Source organism: Streptomyces sp. NPDC002643 (assembly GCF_053592555.1).
The window spans coordinates 1-17,030 of the sequence record NZ_JBSFVY010000067.1 but is presented as its reverse complement, the minus strand read 5'-3'; the positions used below and the strand labels follow the sequence as shown (position 1 = coordinate 17,030).

Below are 17,030 nucleotides of genomic sequence, written 5' to 3'. Positions count from 1 at the left end.
ACGAACGCAAGGCCGAACACTTCCTGGCCTTCACCGCCATCGCCTGCAGCCTCATCTGCTACCGCAGACTCACCAAATGAGACGACGCCTTAGCCCTGACGGCCGGAACATGGCCAACAATTGAGCCTCCGGTTTCACATGATGCAGGAGGTCACAAATGGTCGCCGTCGCTCTGGTGCACAGCACCGCGCTGATGACGGAGCGGCTCCCCGAAAAGCCTCCGGCATGGCTGACCCGCGGTGAGCGGACCTTCGCCTATCCGTACAAAGACTGGAGGAAGCCGCGCGTCTGGTGCCTCGCCTTCTTCACGGACCGTCACGCCCGCTATGAGCAGCGCAGGATCATCGGGGTGGGCGGCGTCTTCCCGGGCAGGCGGTCGGGTACCTACGAACGCGCCCTGCTCGCCCGCGACTTCACCGCACTCCGGGTTCCGCTGCCGCTCGTCGACCTTGAGGGCGCGATGGGGGCCAGCCGCCGATTCCTCAAGGACGACGGTCGTTTGTCTCCCGCGGCCGGCGACAACCTGCTCGCCGCCATCCGGCATCTGCGGCCGGAACTGAATGAGACGCTGGATGGCCTGGAGAACAGCCTGGGGGCCAATCCTCCTACAGGTCGGGAGGGAGAACAGCGGAGCTTTGAGAAGGACGCGATGGGCACCGTCATGGAGACGTTCGGCGCGGACCGCGATCCACTCGAAGCGTGGCAGCAGCCGCTCAGTGGGGACGATCCTCGCTCCCGATCCGTCCCCTTCATCGAAGGGATGCCCGACCTCCGGCAGATCGAGGACCAGCAGATCGTTCACGACTACCTGCGCTTCCCTGGCATGGAGGGCGAAGATGCCGTGCAGGTCGGCTGGCGGATCTACCGCCGCAGCTCCGAGTCCCACCATCGGTTGTTCGTGTACAACGCCAACCGCACGAACGCCGAGACCGTCATGGGCGTCGACATGATTTACGTGAACGAGCACGCTCGAAGCGTGGCCATGGTCCAGTACAAGCGGATGCGTCAGAGCGGGCCCGGCTGGGTGTACTGGCACGACGCCACCGGCGAGCGGGAGTTGAAGCGGATGGAGACCGTCGACGACCAGTGCAAGGCCGAGGACGAGTGGGCTCGGACCAGCCAGGAGGGGCGGACGACGCTGGGGGATCCACGCCTGGTCCCCACGCCCAGTATGGTCAAACTGTGCCGAACCACTCCCTTCATGATGAACTCTGCCGCCCTCATCCCCGGCATGTATCTGACGCGGGAGCACTTCCAGGAACTGCTTCAACGCCCTGAGGCCGACGGGCCGTCCGGCGGGACACGCATCGTCGAGGAGTCGGTTCCCCGGTACCTGAACAACACCACCTTCACCACGCTGCTCAGGGACGGATGGATCGGCACGCGCGGCACCGGCTGGGACTACGTCATCAACCTGATACGCGAGAGCCTGTCCGCCAACGGGCCGGGCTCCGTCGTCGTGGGGATGCATCGGAGTGAGGTCCCACCCGGCAACCGCCGAGTCAACTGACCCGCGCCGCAGGCGGACGGCGATCGAGGCGATCCGGCTGCCCTGGCACGTACGGACCGGTCTCGCGAATCGGAGCCGGTCAGTAAGGTGATCGTAGTCTTCTGGAGGGGGCGCGGATGGCGACGCTGGGGATGCACCGGGACTTCCTGCTGGAGTTCGCGGCGTTGGAGAAACCAGTCCAGAAGCGGGTCTTCGAGGTGTTCGAGAAGTTCGCGGCAGCCACGCACACTGGGCTGCACCTGGAGAAGCTGACTCACCAGAAAGATCCACGGCTGCGGACCATCCGCATCACCGGATTCTGGCGCGGCGTCGTCCTCAAGGGTGAGTCGGGCGACAGCTACCTGCTGCTCAAGGTGCTTCCCCATGACAAGGCCAACGACTGGGCTGCCAAGCACCGCGCGTCGGTGAACGAGGCGACGCAAGGCATCGAGATACGCAACGACGTGGCCCTGGAACGGGCCACGGCGGGGCTGCGTGCGCTGGCCGTCGAGGAACCGACCCGCCTGTTCCCCGCCTCCAACTACCCGGACAAGGTGCTGCGCAGCCTCGGTGTGGACGAGGAGATCCTGCCGATAATCCGGCTGATCCCTGACGAGGATCATCTGGAGGCACTGCACAAGGTGATGCCGGAGCATCAGTACGACGTACTGTTGGGGCTCGCGACCGGCATGAAGCCCGAGGCGATCGACCGGGAACTGGTGCAGGCGTACGCCCGGACCGCAGCGCGGACCCCCGCGGCCGACGAGGGTGACGAGCTGGGCATCGCGATGGCCCGTTCCCGCGGCCGGGTCGCGCTCGTGTCGGGCCCCGTCGAACTGCAGGGAATCCTGGAGCGGCCGTTCGACGCCTGGCGGGTCTTTCTGCACCCGAGCCAGTACCGGGTGGCGTATCACGAGGGCTACGCCGGGCCGGCCCGGGTCACCGGCGGGCCGGGCACGGGCAAGACGGTGGTCGCCCTGCACCGGGCGTACCACCTGGCCCGGCAACTGCCCGAGGAGGCCCCCGACGGATGCGTTCTGCTCACCACCTTCACCAGGGATCTTGCGGCCGAGCTGGAGCGCTGTCTGACGCTGCTGGTCGAGGAGGAGAACGTCCGAGCGAAGATCCGGGTGGTCAACGTCGACGCCCTGGCCAACGAGATCGTCCGGGCGGAGCGCGGCGGCGCCCCACTGAAACTGGTCTTCGACCAGAAGGAGATCACCGCCCGCTGGACGCGCATCGCGCAGCGGTTGGGGATCGACTTCACGGACGTCTTCCTCGACCAGGAGTGGCGTCAGATCGTCCTCGCGCAGGCCCTGACCGAACCGGAGGAGTACCTGAAGGCGCCGCGCACCGGCCGTGGCACCGCGCTCCCGCCGCTGAAACGCCTTCAAGTATGGCGAGCCGTCACCGCGTTCGAGGAGCAATTGCGCCAGGCCGGCGAGTGGACGTTCCTTCAGGTGTGTGCGGAGGCGGCACGTCTCCTGGACGGCCGGGAACAGAGGCCGTACCACCATGTCGTGATCGACGAGGCGCAAGACCTACACCCCGCGCAGTGGCGGTTCCTGCGGGCCCTGGTCGCTCCCGGTCAGGACGATCTGTTCCTCGCTGGTGACACTTACCAGCGGATCTACGGGAACCGGGTGTCGCTGCGCTCGCTCGGCGTCCAGGTCGTCGGCCGCTCGCACCGACTCCGGATCAACTACCGCACCACGCAGGAGATCCTGGCCTGGTCGGCCTCACTGCTGACCGGTGAGGAACCGGACGACATGGACGGCGGGAGCGAGACGCTGGCGGGATACCGCTCCACCATGCACGGAGAGCGGCCGGAGACGGTCAGGTATGCCACAAAGCCTGAGGAGATCGAGGCGCTGGTGGCCCGTGTGCGGGATTGGACCGGCGCAGGGGTGCAGGCGGAGGACATCGGGGTGGCAGTGCGCTACGTCCAGCTGGGGCGGGACATCGCCCTGGCCCTGGAGCAGGCCGGACTTGCCGCGTGCGTGCTCGGTGCCGGGCGCAGTGGCGCCGGTGTTCGGATCGGCACTATGCACCGGATGAAGGGGCTGGAGTTCCGTTGCGTCGCCGTCGCCGGGGTGAATGACGGCACCGTGCCGATGAAGTCGGCCGTCACCGCGGTCGAGGTCGACGCCCAGCAGCACCAGGAGGACCTGAACGGCGAACTGAACCTGCTATTCGTGGCGTGCACGCGGGCGCGCGAGGCGCTACGGGTGTCCTGGCACGGGGCGCCGAGCCCGTTCCTGGCGCCGGTCGTCAACCCGCGCCCGTAGTGTTTATAGGTCCCGCCCGCCATGGCTGCCGGCCCCATGCGTGACGTGCGTGGGGCCAGCAGGGTGTCGTCGCCCCACACCCCACTTGAGGGGGGCACGGAGGGTGTCAGGGAGTGCCCGGGTTCTCGTCCACCATACGGCGGGCCTCCGCCAGGGCCGCCGTATGCGCGAACCACTCCAGCACCGCGCAGATCTCCTCGCTGTGCGCGGCGAAGACCTCCACCGCGAAGGACGGGCGAAGGTCCAGTTTCGCCTCGGCCAGGTCGATGCCATCGATCCCGTCCAGGCGGTTCATCAACTCGCGCCGCAGCGGCTCGTCATCGAACGGGTGACGCTTCTTCAGGTACTGGAACACGACCTCGACGGTGCCTGAGACCGGGTAGAGAGCCAGGGGCCACAGCTCTCGGGAAGCGGGGGCGTCGCCGAAACGCACTGTGGGGAAGCAACTGGTCTCGCTCGCTCGGCCGCGAGATGACCACCCTGCTGCTCCCAGAAGCGCAGGGCGTCCAGGACGCCGTCGACGGTCTCCTCTGTCTGGTTGTCGCGCAGCTGCGTTTCGAACCGGCCGGAAGCTGACAGCTGCTCGTCACCGTCGGCCTGCGGTGACGGCTCGGCCTCATCATCGGCGACGTCCTTGCCCAGCAGGGCCGCCAGGTCGGAGGTCGTCAGCCGGTGGGATCGGCGGGCCCGGCCCGCGTCGTCGAAGGAAACTCCCTCGGCCTCCAGACGGGTTCGCACATCACCGAGGTCCTGGCCATCCGGCCACCTGAAGCCCGCCGAGACGCGGCCGTCCGCCGTCAGCACCCGGTAGGCGCCGTGCAGGCCCACCTTGGACGCCAGATGCTGGCCGACCGGGACGGCGTGGGTGCCGATCAGCGCCGCGACATCACCGTACGTCGTCCACGTCCCGGCCGGCATGGCGAGAAGCGCAGCCCGCAGCTCCTTCCAGCCGGACCACTCGTCGTCCACCGGGACCGTGCCCGCGACGGGGCCGGGCCACAGCCGTACCACCCGGTCGGCGAGGGCAGCGGCACGATCAAGGATCTCCGCCTTGCCCCAGCGCTCCCGCCCCGCGATCTCCTGGTTCATCCGCAGGGAGCTGAAGTCCAGGATCTCCTGTTTGCGGCGGAACGGATGGTTCGAGAGCTTCGCGTTGTCGGCCGAGAGGGTCAGGTTGCCCAGGGTGTGGACCAGTAGGGCGTGGAGTTCCTCGGGGCCCTGTCCGTCCTCGGTCTCCTCGGCCAGCAGGTCCAGCCACTGGTGTGCGGGTCTCTGCGGCAGCACGTGTTCGACGGTCAGGTGCGCCTTGGCGTAGTCGACTGGTTCGCTGGCTCCGTAGCTCTCCTCCAGCCTGCGCAGCACCTGGAAACGCTGGTTGCTGCGGCCCGCCTTGTAGAAGGGCCGGGTGCGGATCGCCTCGCGGACGGCGTTGTCGTCGGGCCAGACGCGGGCACCCGTCTTGCTCTTCGACAGGAAGCGGCTTACGGCCTCGGCCGGGTCGTCGTCCTTCTCCATCTCCTTGGCCATCTCCATGAACACCCGGTTGCTGCCCGTGGTGGAGTGCCCGGTGAACAGGCGCCGCACCATGTAGCTCTCGGCGTATACCAGTGCGCGGGCGGCTTGGTGCGGTGTGGCTTGCCCGTCGTCCACGCGGTCGAGCAGATGGAGTGCCAGCGGGTAGTGGGTCTGGCCACCCCACCGGGAGAGCCTCTCCAGAACTTCGCGCAGCTCCGGGTCGGGCTCCCGCTCGGGTTCCAGGATCCGCATCAGACGCTCCGCCCGGCGGGCCAGGGAGGCGATCTCGGCCTCCAGGGCCGCTTCGTCGGAACTCAGGGGCTCCAGGCGCTTCTTCTGGTCCCGGTAGATCTCGCTCTGCTTCGCCCGGCTGTTGCCGGCCACCACCAGGTCGAGCCAGACGAGGAGTTCGAGGTTGGCGGGGCCCAGCCGTTCCTGCATGGGCAGCCACAGATTCTGGTAGACGGACTCGCCCCGGGTCGGCAGACACATGAAGAGGTAGTTGCGCAGGAGGTCGCTCTGGCTGAGTCCGACCCCCGTGTTGTTGATCGACTCGAAGATCCGGTAGACGTTGTCGCCCTCCGACGCGGTAATCTCCACGATCGACAGCAGACCGCTCAGCACGGTCTCCACCGCGTCCGTCCACGTCTCACCGGCGTTTTCCTCGCCTTCTGCGAGGGCGCCCAGAAAGAACCGGTAGGCGGCGCCCACGTTGCCGGGGCCGCCCGCCCTCGGTGAGCTCTCGACACAGGCGGTGAAGGCGTCGCGGTCCGCCTGCGTGGGCAGAAGCCGGTAGTGGTCGTCGCCGCTTCGGTATTTGTTGACGAGCACGAGGTCGTGGATGCGCTCGGCCTTCTGCTCCGCGCCGCGTTCCCGGTGGCGGTCGCGCAACGCCGTGAAGGCCAGCATCAGGGTGGTGAGCCGCTGCTGGCCGTCGACAACGAGCCAACGCTGCATACCACCGGCGGTGATCCGGCCCGGGGCCAACACCACGGAGCCGAGGAAGTGCGCCGCGGGGGGCCGTCCTTCCAAGTGCTCCTCGACCAACTCCTGAACGTCGTCCCAGAGTTGCCGCAGCTCATCCCGCTGCCAGCTGTAGGTGCGCTGATAGAGCGGCACTTGATACTGCTTCTCGCCCTGGACGAGCTCGTTGAACGTGGTCTCCTGCGCGTGCACGCGTGTCTTTCCCCCCGCTGGGTCCCGGACGACCCATTTTCCACCATCGGGGTGCGTGTGTCCTCGTCCTCGACTGGATCAGTAGCGGTGACGTGTCTTTCGAAAGCCGGGCCTCCCAGCTGTACGGGGGCGCACAAAGGCACGCTGCCACACAATTTCGGGCTCGAAGGGGGACTCCGCAGAAGCCACATGATCGGCCGGGTCTGCCGTAGAAGACGCGATTACGCCACTACTCGGGACGCGACCTCGACGAACTAACGCGCTGCAGCACTATGGTGCGTGATGTGCGACGCCCTCTGGTTCTCTTCGACCTCGACAACACACTCGTGGACCGGCGGGGAACGCTCGCGGACTGGGCCGCCAAGTTCATCGCCCGGCACCGTCTGGCGGACGAGGAGCGGGCGTACGTCCTGAGCATGGTGGCAGAGCGGGCCTATCCGTCCACGTTTGACGCGATCCGTATTCGGTACCGGCTGCCCATGTCGACTGCGGAGCTGTGGCGCGCGTATTGCACCGACATCGCGGCCATGGTGTCGTGCCCACCTGGGGTCCTCGACGGCCTGGACGAGTTGCGCGCGGTCGGCTGGCGAGTGGGGGTGGCCACCAACGGTGCAGTGGACATCCAGCGCGCGAAGCTGCGAACCGCCGGTATTGCCGAGCGCGTGGACGGCGTCTTCGTCTCCGATGAGGCCGAAGCACGCAAACCGCAGACCCAGCACTTCGCCCTGGCTGCGGCCCGCTGCGGCACCGCGCTCGGCGACGGCGGCTGGATGGTCGGTGACAACCCCGTAAACGACATCTGCGGCGGACGCTCTGCGGGGCTGAGCACCATTTGGATCGGCAACGACCGTTCCTGGCCGCTGGACGATTCCGGGCCGGACCACACGGTGCCGCATGCACGTGCTGCCATCGACCTGCTGCTTCAGCACTCCGCAGGCAACACGAGGACCACGACATGACGCACACCATCGGGCTGTTGCACCCCGGCAGCATGGGATCAGCCTTCGGCGCCCAGCTGCGCTCCGGCGGCCACATCGTCCTGTGGTGTCCTGACGGACGCAGCGACGCAACCCGCCGCCGGGCCGAGCACGCGGGTCTCGAAGCCGAGGCGCTGGCCGAGCTCGTCTCCCGCTCCGACGTGCTGCTCTCTCTATGCCCTCCCGCCGCAGCGGAGGAGACTGCTGCGCAGGTGGCCGAGCTCGGGATGGCCAGCGCGGGCGTGATCTATGTTGAAGCGAACGCCGTCTCGCCGACGCGCGTGCAGCGCATCGCCGACCGCTTGGCCCCGATGCCGGTCGTCGACGCCGCCGTGGTCGGATCGTCCCCGGTAGGCGGCAAGTACCCGACGCTCTATCTGTCCGGCCCCAGCAAACAGGCAGACCGGATCGCCGAACTCTTCGCCGGGACCGACGTGCGACCCCACGTCCTGGGCGACAGCATCGGCAAAGCCTCCGCACTCAAGCTCGCGTACTCCAGCTACCAGAAGGTCTCCCGCGTGCTGGCCGCCGTCGCGTACGGGGCGGCGGACTCGTACGGTGTCGCGGACGAGCTACTGGAGATCGCGGCCAAGCGCACCCGCAGCTACCTCGTGGAGACCGACTACATCCCCAAGACCGCTGCCCGCGCCTGGCGCTGGGGTCCGGAGCTTGAAGACTCGGCGGCTCTGCTCAGTGATGTCGGGTTGCCCGACGAACTCATGCGCGCCGCTGCCGCCACACTCGCCCGATGGGACGGCAGCAGAGACGAGCGCCTGGGCATCGCCGAGGCGCTGGAAGCCTTGCGCGTCGAAGGCGACCTGAACAGCCCGAGTTGAGCGGCGAGCGTGCTTCAGTTCGCTACCCTCCTGGCCGTCAGGAACGAGGTGACGTGGCGCAGACGATGTCGTCGATTTTTTGTGCGGCCTCACGAGGCGCCGTTACATCCGTGTCCACGCGCAACTCCCAGTGAGCCTGTGGATGATTCACGAGATCGGCCCGTGTAGCGTCCCATGCGGCCAGCCGAGCCGCCGTGTCCGTGTCCCCCCGCTGCGGTGAGCGCCGGGCGGTGGTCTCCTTGGAGCACCACAGCAGGACGCGCACCCATTGCGCCGGGAAGAGGGCGGTCACCTGCTCCATCCCCGCCATCTGGCCGAGGTGGACGACGGGAGTCCTGCCGCCCTCCATGGCCTCGTCGAGGCCGGGGCGGTCGACGACGTAGACGTTGCCGTACCGGTCGTTGCGGTAGATGACGTCGCCGCGTGCTTCCAAGGCGGCCAGCTGCTCCGGTGTACCATTCGGTAGCCCCGGGTCTTCCCGGTCCCGATCTTCAGTCGGGTGAACGGCACGTACCGCTCGTCGAGTTCGGACAGTGCTGCCGTGATCGTGTCCTTGCCTGCCGCCGGCGGCCCGTAGAGCAGGATGCCTCGTCTCACTGGAACACCGTGCCGAAGACCTGGCGTACCTGGTCCGTGAGCGATATCGCGGCGCCGAGCCGGTTGTCGACGACCAAGTGTGGTACGACGGGCCGCAGTTCGAGGTCGATCCCGGCGGCGTACGTGTCCCAGTTCTGGAGCTTCCAGCTGTCCCGGGCGGCGGACCGGAAGGTGATGTACTCGTGCATCGTGTCGAGGTCGCACTGGATCCAGACGACGGCCACGGTGACGCCCGCGCGCTTCGCAGCGATTGATCAGGCGGCCCATCCACCGAGGGTCGGTGGACTCGGAGATGAACGGTGCGCTCAGGACCGTGCTGATCGAGCAGTCGATGTTCGCGTACGCGGTTTCCAGCAGGCACTGGTATTCCAGCGGGCGAACCTTCTCCCGGTAGAGGTCGGTGTGCCGGTCGTTGGGGTCACTGCCCATTTCTATGAGAAGGCGCTCGACGAGGGGACGCGTGATCGGATCCTTGTCGAGAACCGGCCAACCAGTGAGCTGGGATATGAAGCGGGCGAACTCCGATTTCCCGCTGCCGGCGTAGCCGCCGACCATTAGCAGTGTCGGCTTGTTCGGATCGCCGCCGGTGTGACGGCGCTTCCAGGCGTCGAGGATTCGCTGCTGTACCCCTTGCCCGTCGGTTTCCTCCGTACCCGGCGAGAGCTGGAGCAACGCGCGCTCCACCGCCAGCACGTGGGCCCCGTTGTGCGGTTCGCTCGACGCAGTGAACTTGAGCTTCCTGGCCTCGTCGGGCAGGGCATTACGGAAGCCGAGTTCGGGCTCGGTCGCGCGATACAACAGGCAGTACGCGCGGCGGTAGTGCGGTCCGGGATAGATCTCGCCCTGCTCGTGCTGCCACAGAGTCTGGAAGTTGGCGGCCGGCACCGCGAGTCCGGCGGCCCGTGCCACCTCACGCAGCTGCTCGCCCGCGCCCTCCAGCGTCAGGCCGTGGGCTTCGCGTTGCTGCCTCAACCTGTCCGGGCGCCAGCCCGGCCGACTCTTCCCCACCGCGCCTACCGCCTGCCCATCTCTGGTCATGATCCGGAGCCTAGGACAGCCTCTCATGAGCGCGTGTGTAAGCGGATGTTGAAAAGTCAGACCAACCAACCATGAGCCGATGATGAACAGCTCCGGCAACGGCTCGTGATACTCCGGGCGCGTCCGGACCGCTGTCATGGTCACACCGACGCGGTCGTCGATTACCCGCCTCGGTCTCCAGTATCCGTACGAGATCGAAGGGGGCTCCGCGGTGGCTGTCGAAGTTGCTGTCCTACTGATCCTCGGCATCGTGATCGTCTTCTCATGCCGTGGTGGTGGGCTCAAAGCGGGTCACGCCGTGGTGTGTACGGTCTTCGGCCTCTACCTCGCCGGAACCCACAGCGTCGGGCCGCTCGTGCAGGACGTCACGGCGTCCCTCGCGAAGTTTCTCTCGGGATTGAGGCTGTGAACACGCCGACTGTGCCACTGGGGTCAGTGGCGCAAGACGGGGTCCTCGGGCTCGTGGCGGCCAAGCCGCCCCACCTCGTCGATCCGGACGGGAAGTCATCGCGGCCTGGGCGGTCGGCGCAGACACAGGAACCGCAAGCCGTCGTCCCCTGAGGAGCAGCTCCGGAGAAGCAGGGGCAGCAGTCAGAGAATTCCCAGCCATCGAGCTCGGGCCAGTTACGCATCACGCAATTCAGCCCCTACTGGCGTGCGCCCAAAAGCGGCCACCAGCATCCATCCCATTCGGCCAGCAGGAAGGTGTTCTCGTGATACCCATGCATCATCTCATCGTGGTCGGTTTTGATGAGATCGTCGCCAACAAGTACCTGCCGTGTATTCGCGATGCCATCAACTCCGGTTACATCGACTCCTATTCCATCATCGATCTGGAGTCGCAGCGGACGGAAATCGACGGGCGCATACAGGCGGCGAGCGTGAAGCCGCGAGGAGTCGTTTACCTGCCGGATTCCGGCGACCGAGCACGGGAGACACCGCAAGAGCTCATTGCGGCCGCCATACAGCGCCTCCGAGTACCCGGCGTACCGACGAAGGTGTACATCGCCACGGAGGTACGGGCTCACGAGGCATACCTCCGGTTCTGTGTGGAGAACCACATCAACTCGCTGGTCGAGAAGCCCGTACTGGCTCCCATGGTCGACGGACGGTTCAAGCCGTCGTACATCACGAAGACCATGGAGGAGCTCATCGGTGTCGCTGCCAGCTCCCCCGCGGAGCACTCGGTGATGACGCTGAGCCGATACCACCAGATCTACAACCAGAAGGTCGTTGCCTCGCTGTGGGACCGGATGGAGCGTTGGGAAGCACCCCTGACTTCCTTCCATCTCCGGGCCGCTGGCGGTGTGTGGAACCTCCAGCGGGAGTTCGAGAGCCGCGACGATCACCCGTACAAGTACGGCTACGGGATGATGATGCACGGCGCGTACCACTACGTGGATCTCGCGACCCAGGTCCTGTCGCTCAACGCGGAGCTCTTCCCCGAGCGCCAACTCCGGTTGGAAGTAAGCGCCTTCGGAGCCTTCCCCATCGACCAGCACCAGCGCCTCTCCCAGCCGATCGCCCGCAGCTTCCAGGACTCCGGCGCGCGATGGTCGGCGGACTCGGATCAGGGCTTCCTTTTCGGCGAGACCGATGTGACCTCCACGTTCCGCCTCGTAGACGCCTCGACGGGGAGGACCGTCTCGCTCGGGACCTTGTCCTTCGAGCAGACCACCCCTTCCATCCGCGACTGGGCCGAACTCCCGGACGGCCTCTACAACGTCAACGGCCGCACGTCGAGCGTCGACTTGGAGGCCCAGCTGTCGACGCTGTTCTCCACCCACGTCCACTGCTACGACATCCCCCGCGGTGTCAGCGCGGACGGGATCGACGCGTTCGCCCGCGTGACCACACGCGCCAACGCCGCGCTGTTGCCCGACGAGCAGTACGTGTCGGAGGAGTCGTTCGACGGGCTGTTCCACAGCGACAGCAACCGCCAGCTCATGGAGCACTGGCTGCGCGGCTCCGAGCAGCGCAGCTCCCTTGCGAGCCACCTGCGGCCTATGCAGGTCACCGAGGCCCTCGCCTCGTCGGTGCTCGCTCCTGGGCGCCTGGTCACGGTGCCTTTCTAGGCGCCGACTGCTCCAAACCAAACAGGCCACAGAGGAGTTACCCATGAACGAGCTGGTTTCGAAGGCATCCGTCCATGCCTTCTACGACGAGGCGATCCAGCAGGGCCGGAACACCGCAGAGAACCTCCAGGCCGCCACCTCGGAGCGTTTCAACACCCTCCTGGAATCCATCGGAGACGACACCCCACGTACCGCCCTGGATCTGGGGTACGGGGCTGGCGCTTACACCATCGCGTTAGCGCGCGCCGGGTTCCGCGTCGTAGCGGTCGATCAGATCCCTGCCGACGTTCTGCTTCGCCGGATCGACGGCGCGGGCGAGTGGGTCCGCCGGGTCGACCCACGGGAATGCCTCGCCGAGAACTTCGCCATCGATGAGGACTTCGGGGTCATCGTCGCCAAGGACGTCCTGCACTACCTCGCGAGACGCGACGTCGAGTCCTTCCTCACCAGCGCGGTCACTCACGCACGCGGGGCGAACTACCACTACCTCGAAGTCTTTACGGCGATCACCCGCAGGTCCGCTGACGGGCGACTGCTGCGTATCGAAGGAGAGGCCGACTACTCCCCGGACTCCTTCCGTCAGGTCATTGAGCGGATCTACGACGACTGGGACCTCACGCTGCTCTGGTCCGAGCACGCGGAACAGGACAGCCGAACCGGGCGCAACTGCTTCGAGGCGACCCGAGCCACCGTCATCGCCGCCAACCGGGCAGCCTGATCAGAGACAGGGAGAACACCGTGAAGTCGAGCACGCCCGAGGGGATTAGCTTCGTCATCCCCTGCTTCAACTCGGGGGGCTACCTGGTCGAGGCCGTGGAGTCCCTGATCCAGCAGCCCCACACGTTCCCGTACGAAGTCCTGATCGTGGATGACGGCTCCGACGACCAGCCCACGCTTCGAGCCATCGCGCAGTGCGCCGAGCGCGCCGAGGTCCGCATCGTCCGCCAGGAACGCAGCGGGCACCACGCCGCCAGGAACGCCGGCATCAACGCCGCATCCTTCCATTACGTGATGCAGCTCGACGCCGACGACCGGCTCGCCACGGACCCCGAGCTGCTGAAGGCCGGCAGCTACCCGGACCGAGCCGTCAAGCTCCTCAAGACGCACCAGCACGTGGCCTTCGTCCACACCATGTCGCGGATGATCGGCGACTTCGACGGGCTCACCATCTCCTCCTACCCGTGCCGCGAGGAACTGGTCCTGCGCAAGCACCACGTCCCCACGTCGATCGTCTACCGCCGGGACGACGCCATCCACGGCGGTCTGTACGACCCGGACGTACGGAAGTGGGGGGACTGGGCGTTCGCCGTGAACCTCCTCGCCGGGCGGTTCCGCAGGGGCGAGGCCAACCACATCGTGTGCATCGCCGGCCCGCTGCACGAATACCGGGTCCATACGCGGACACGGCGGGTCTCCAACATCGAGATCTCCGAGTTCGACATGACCCTGCTGGTAGTGGAGAAGAACCTTGACCTGTTCCGGCACCACTTCGACTGCGACGACTCGGCCGAGGACATCGCGCGCATCGTCCTTGCCTCGAAGCCGTCCCGGCTCGTCGACCTGATCCGGATGGCCGAGTTCGACCTCGAACAGGCCCTCGCGGTCGCCCGCGAGCGGCAGTTCTCCCTGTCGAGCCCCTTCGAGGCCCTCGGCATCCCGTAGCCGCACCCGTTCCATGAAGGAAGCCCCGGACGATGCGTCCGGGGCTTCCTCACTGGTCTGGCTACTAGGCAGGCGGCAGGTTGCTGATCTGGTTCTGCAGCCGGACGATGTCCTCTTCGGCCTTCGCCAGACGGGTACGGATCTTCTCGACCACGTTGTCCGGCGCCTTCGCCAAGAACGCCGCGTTGCCGAGCTTGGCCTCCGCCTGGGCCTTCTCCTTCTCCGCCGCAGCCAAGTCCTTGGCCAGCCGCTTGCGCTCGGCCGCGACGTCGATCGTGCCGGACAGGTCGAGCGCGACCGTGGCGCCGGCGACCGGGAGGGTCGCCGTGGCGCTGAAGCCGTCACCCTCCGGCTGGAGCCGGAGCAGCTGACGGATGGCGGCCTCGTGGGCAGCGAGCTGCGTACCCGACAGGTCCAGGCGGGCCGGGACCTTCTGACCGGGCTGCAGCCCCTGGTCCGAGCGGAAGCGGCGAACCTCGGTGATCACCTGCTGGAGGCTCTCGATCTCCGCCTCGGCCGCGGCATCGCGGAACCCACTGTCCGCCGGCCAGTCGGCGATCACGACGGACTCGCGGCCGGTGAGCGTGGTCCACAGCGTCTCCGTCACGAACGGGACGATCGGGTGGAGCAGCTTCAGCGTCACGTCCAGGACCTCGCCCAGGACACGTGCCGAGACCTTGGCCGCGTCGCCGCCGGCCATGAACGTCGTCTTGGACAGCTCGACGTACCAGTCGAAGACCTCGTCCCACGCGAAGTGGTACAGGGCATCGGCGAGCTTCGCAAACTGGTAGTCGTCGTAGTACGCGTCCGCCTCGGCCACGACGGTGTTCAGCCGGGACAGGATCCAGCGGTCCGTGGCCGAGAGCTGCTCGGCCGGGGGCAGCTCGCCCTCGACCGTGGCGCCGTTCATCAGCGCGAAGCGGGTCGCGTTCCAGATCTTGTTGGCGAAGTTCCGGGACGCCTGGACCCAGTCCTCGCCGATCGGCACATCGGTACCGGGGTTGGCGCCCCGCGCGAGCGTGAACCGCAGAGCGTCGGAACCGTACTTGTCCATCCAGTCCAGCGGATTGACCGTGTTGCCGAACGACTTCGACATCTTCTTGCCGTGCTCATCACGGACCATGCCGTGGAACGCGATGGTGTGGAAGGGGATCTCGCCGTCCATCGCGTACAGGCCGAACATCATCATCCGGGCGACCCAGAAGAACATCAGGTCGTAGCCGGTGACCATGGCCGAGTTCGGATAGAACTTGGCCAGGTCCGCGGTCTTCTCGGGCCAGCCCAGTGTCGAGAAGGGCCACAGGCCGGACGAGAACCAGGTGTCGAGGACATCGGTGTCCTGCTCCCAGCCCTCACCGCTCGGCGGCTGCTCGTCGGGGCCGACGCACACGGTCTCGCCGTTCGGGCCGTGCCAGACGGGGATGCGGTGGCCCCACCACAACTGCCGTGAGATGCACCAGTCGTTGAGGTTGTCGACCCAGTCGAAGTACCGCTGCGACAGGTCGGCGGGGTGGATGTCCACCCGGCCGTCGCGGACCGCGTCACCCGCGGCCTTGGCGAGCGTCTCGACCTTCACCCACCACTGCAGGGACAGCCGCGGCTCAAGGGTCGTCTTGCAGCGCGAGCAATGGCCAACGGAGTGGACGTACGGGCGCTTCTCGGCGACGATCCGGCCGTCGGCGCGCAGCGCGGCGACGATCGCGGAACGTGCCTCGAAGCGGTCGAGCCCCTCGAAGGGCCCGTGGACGGTGATGACACCGCGCTCGTCCATGACGGAGAGCGACTCCAGGCCGTGGCGCTGGCCGATCGCGAAGTCGTTGGGGTCGTGGGCCGGGGTCACCTTGACGGCGCCGGTGCCGAACTCGGGGTCGACGTGGGTATCGGCAACGACGGGGATGGAGCGGTCCGTGAGCGGGAGCTTGATGCGCGTGCCGACGAGGTGCTTGTAGCGCTCATCGTCGGGGTGAACGGCCACGGCGGTGTCGCCGAGCATGGTCTCGGCGCGGGTGGTGGCGACGACGATCGTGTCGTCCCCCTCGCCGTACTTCATGGAGACGAGCTCGCCGTCGTCGTCCTGGTAGTCGACCTCGATGTCCGAGATCGCGGTGAGGCAGCGCGGACACCAGTTGATGATGCGCTCGGCGCGGTAGATCAGACCGTCGTCGAACATCTTCTTGAAGACGGTCTGGACGGCACGGGACAGGCCCTCGTCCATGGTGAAGCGGTCGCGGCTCCACGCGACGCCGTTGCCCAGGCGCCGCATCTGGCCGGCGATCTGACCACCGGACTCGGCCTTCCACTGCCAGACCCGCTCGACGAACGCCTCACGGCCCAGGTCGTGGCGGGACTTGCCCTCCTTGGCCAGCTCCCGCTCGACGACGTTCTGGGTGGCGATACCGGCGTGGTCCATGCCGGGCTGCCACAGCGTCTCGTAGCCCTGCATGCGCTTGCGGCGGGTGAGGGCGTCGATCAGCGTGTGCTCGAAGGCGTGGCCCAGGTGGAGGGAGCCGGTGACGTTCGGCGGCGGGATGACGATCGTGTACGCGGGCTTGTCGCTCTTCGCGTCAGCCTCGAAGTAACCGCGCTCTACCCAGCGCTCGTACAGCGGCCCCTCTACCTCGGCCGGCGCATATTGGGTCGGCAGTTCGGGGGCGCTGTTCGGCCCGCTGTCGGGGCGCTGAGTGTTGTCGGTCACGACGGCCATTCTATGGGCCCGACGTCCCTGCACTTGCCTGGCTTTTCGCCTCAAGATCGACAAAGGGCAGGGCATGCAAAAGGCCGCACGGATGCGATTCAAGTGTGACCAAGAACACTCCCGTACGGCCACTCCCAGCTTACCGCCTTCGGGGCCGCCCTTCTGCCCGGCGGTGGCGAATCACCAAGTTGCAGATCTTGACGACGCCTCGGCTGGGCTGGGCGCTGTGATCCTTCTGGGCCTGGGGTGGACGGAGTTGCCGCTGTTGCCCTTCTTGGCCACTGACACGCGAGGGTGTTGCCGGACGTCTATTCGCCGACGCATCTGGCCGGACGCGTCTGGTGATCCTCGGCATCGGAGCGTGACGGACGGGCCCAGGCTGAGCATCACGGTTGGTTACTGAGTGCCGCAATCAGTCGTGCCTTCGTGTTCAGGCAGTGGGTGGCCGGGCAGTGATAGCGGATCTCCCGCGAGGCTGGTGGGCAGGGTGAGGTTCGCTTGGTGAAGCGGTCGTGTTGAGGGTTCCGGGCTCCGGGGCGACTGTGGAGGTGGGGGTATCTACAGCCGAACTGCCTCAGGCAACCGCTTAGTACTGCAGCCGCAGTTATGGGGGTCGGTGGCCTCGTCGGCGGTAGTGGCTGAGGCGGGCGCGGTGTTGATGGCGGCGGCGCCAGTGTGACCA

The 17,030-nt window shown here is 67.0% G+C and carries 12 protein-coding genes and 1 pseudogene; 8 read left to right on the top strand and 5 right to left on the bottom strand.

The annotated features are described in order from the left end of the window. The first annotated feature begins 157 nt into the window (after positions 1-157). Complete coding sequence (locus tag ACWD4G_RS44985) at positions 158-1,510, top strand: hypothetical protein (RefSeq protein ID WP_451304434.1); 1,353 nt, start codon at positions 158-160, stop codon at positions 1,508-1,510. Between the two features lie 116 nt (positions 1,511-1,626). Then, a complete protein-coding gene (locus ACWD4G_RS44980; RefSeq protein ID WP_451304432.1) occupies positions 1,627-3,777 on the top strand; it encodes a UvrD-helicase domain-containing protein in 2,151 nt (716 codons plus the stop codon). Positions 3,778-3,883: 106 nt separating this feature from the next. On the opposite strand, the gene ACWD4G_RS44975 is transcribed toward ACWD4G_RS44980, so the two are convergent. Then, entirely contained in the window at positions 3,884-4,132 is a 249-nt protein-coding gene (locus tag ACWD4G_RS44975; protein ID WP_451304430.1) for a hypothetical protein, read from the bottom strand. Beyond that, positions 4,117-6,468, bottom strand: coding sequence for a GmrSD restriction endonuclease domain-containing protein (locus tag ACWD4G_RS44970; RefSeq protein ID WP_451304428.1), 2,352 nt, complete (start codon positions 6,466-6,468; stop codon positions 4,117-4,119). Before ACWD4G_RS44970 ends, ACWD4G_RS44975 begins: the two co-directional genes overlap by 16 nt. A gap of 284 nt (positions 6,469-6,752) precedes the next feature. Here ACWD4G_RS44970 and ACWD4G_RS44965 point away from each other — a divergent pair, with 284 nt between their 5' ends. Together ACWD4G_RS44965 and ACWD4G_RS44960 are read left to right on the top strand one after the other, a co-directional pair. After that, positions 6,753-7,427, top strand: a complete 675-nt coding sequence (locus ACWD4G_RS44965; protein ID WP_451304426.1) for an HAD family hydrolase — start codon at positions 6,753-6,755, stop codon at positions 7,425-7,427. Continuing rightward, positions 7,424-8,281 carry a DUF1932 domain-containing protein gene (locus tag ACWD4G_RS44960; protein ID WP_451304424.1) on the top strand — a complete coding sequence of 286 codons (858 nt, stop codon included), beginning with the start codon at positions 7,424-7,426 and terminating at the stop codon, positions 8,279-8,281. Before ACWD4G_RS44965 ends, ACWD4G_RS44960 begins: the two co-directional genes overlap by 4 nt. Positions 8,282-8,318: 37 nt before the next feature. Here ACWD4G_RS44960 and ACWD4G_RS44955 read toward each other — a convergent pair whose 3' ends face one another. Then, a complete protein-coding gene (locus ACWD4G_RS44955; protein WP_451304422.1) occupies positions 8,319-8,714 on the bottom strand; it encodes a phosphotransferase-like protein in 396 nt (131 codons plus the stop codon). Positions 8,715-8,874: 160 nt separating this feature from the next. Beyond that, a pseudogene (locus ACWD4G_RS44950) lies at positions 8,875-9,916 on the bottom strand (AAA family ATPase). A gap of 136 nt (positions 9,917-10,052) precedes the next feature. Between ACWD4G_RS44950 and ACWD4G_RS44945 the strand changes: the two are divergent. From ACWD4G_RS44945 to ACWD4G_RS44930, 4 genes are all read left to right on the top strand, one after another. Next, positions 10,053-10,325 (top strand): hypothetical protein, encoded by a 273-nt coding sequence (locus ACWD4G_RS44945; RefSeq protein WP_451304420.1) that lies wholly within the window; start codon positions 10,053-10,055, stop codon positions 10,323-10,325. A gap of 313 nt (positions 10,326-10,638) precedes the next feature. Then, positions 10,639-11,991: a hypothetical protein gene (locus ACWD4G_RS44940; protein ID WP_451304418.1), complete on the top strand. Its 1,353-nt coding sequence runs from the start codon at positions 10,639-10,641 to the stop codon at positions 11,989-11,991. A gap of 43 nt (positions 11,992-12,034) precedes the next feature. After that, positions 12,035-12,709, top strand: a complete 675-nt coding sequence (locus ACWD4G_RS44935; protein ID WP_451304416.1) for a class I SAM-dependent methyltransferase — start codon at positions 12,035-12,037, stop codon at positions 12,707-12,709. Positions 12,710-12,729: 20 nt separating this feature from the next. Beyond that, on the top strand, positions 12,730-13,653 hold the full coding sequence (locus tag ACWD4G_RS44930; protein WP_451304414.1) for a glycosyltransferase family 2 protein: 924 nt from the start codon (positions 12,730-12,732) through the stop codon (positions 13,651-13,653). A 64-nt stretch (positions 13,654-13,717) separates the two neighbouring features. Here ACWD4G_RS44930 and ACWD4G_RS44925 read toward each other — a convergent pair whose 3' ends face one another. Further along, entirely contained in the window at positions 13,718-16,357 is a 2,640-nt protein-coding gene (locus ACWD4G_RS44925; RefSeq protein ID WP_451304412.1) for a valine--tRNA ligase, read from the bottom strand. Positions 16,358-17,030: the final 673 nt, after the last annotated feature.